Raw genomic sequence first — 1,052 nt, forward strand, 5'->3', positions numbered from 1 at the left:
ACGGTGGACCTCGCGGCCGTCGCGCGGCAGGTCGTCGCCGGCTTCGAGCGGCCCGCCGACGCGCTCTCGCTCGACGCGCCGGCCGCGTTGCCACGCGAGCGCGCCAACCGGCTGCTCGTCGAGCGGCTGATCGCCAACCTGGTCGACAACGCGCTGAAGCACGGCCGCCCGCCGGTGCGGGTGCGCGTCGGCGGCTCGGCCGCGCAGGCCTGGATCACCGTCGACGATGCCGGCGACGGCATCCCCGCCGACGAAGCGGCACACCTGACCGACGCGTTCGCGCGCGGTGACGGCAGCCGCTCGCGGCCCGGCACCGGCCTCGGGCTCGCGATCGTGCGGCAGGTCGCGACACGGTTGGGCGGCGTGCTGGCCTTCGAGCGCGATGGCCCCGTGCACCGCGTGCGCGTCACGCTCGGCTGATGTTTCAATGCTGTCGCAAATCGTCGCGCAACGCGGTCGCCACGCCGCAGCCCACCGCGTTCAATGAACACCACAACTTTCCGAGGAGCCTGCCATGAACCATTCCTTCCGCCGCACCGCCCGCCTCCCGCTCGCCCTGCTGTGCGCCACCGCGCTGGCCGCCTGCGGCGGCGGGGGCAGCAACGACAGTGACGCAGCCGAGCAACTGAGCCTCGACACCGCCACCGGCTACAGCGCGAACGCGACGCTGGTCTCGGGCGACGCCGGCACGGTGCTCGACACCAGCGTGCTCGCGGCCCAGTCGGTGGTCGCCACGCAGGCCACGCTGGCGGCCGCCCATGAATCGGCGCAAGGCGTGTCGGCCCTGGCGGTCACCAACGCGACGGTCGACTGCGCCGGCGGCGGCACCGCGGTGCTCAGCATCGCCGGCGGCACGGCCGGCAGCCTGCTGAACGGGCAGCTCGACACCGGCGAGGTCTACACGCTGACCTTCATGGACTGCAGCGGCGCCGCGGGTGCGGCCGCCGTCAGCGGCTCGCTGACGATGACGGTGGTGACGGCCGATGCGAACACGCTGTCGGTCACCACGGAAGCCGCCGGGCTGTCTGCAGCGTTGCCGCGCGGCAGCGTCA

General features: G+C 73.8%; 1 protein-coding gene and 1 pseudogene. Both read left to right on the plus strand.

Annotated features, from left to right (window positions below; all coding sequences use genetic code 11):
* Positions 1-420 (plus strand): sensor histidine kinase (locus AC1D01_RS36125; protein ID WP_477874548.1); only part of this gene is annotated, 420 nt, incomplete at its 5' end.
* Positions 421-514: 94 nt separating this feature from the next.
* A pseudogene (locus AC1D01_RS36130) lies at positions 515-1,052 on the plus strand (hypothetical protein); the annotation flags it as partial.

Source organism: Rhizobacter sp. P3_B12 (assembly GCF_056402895.1).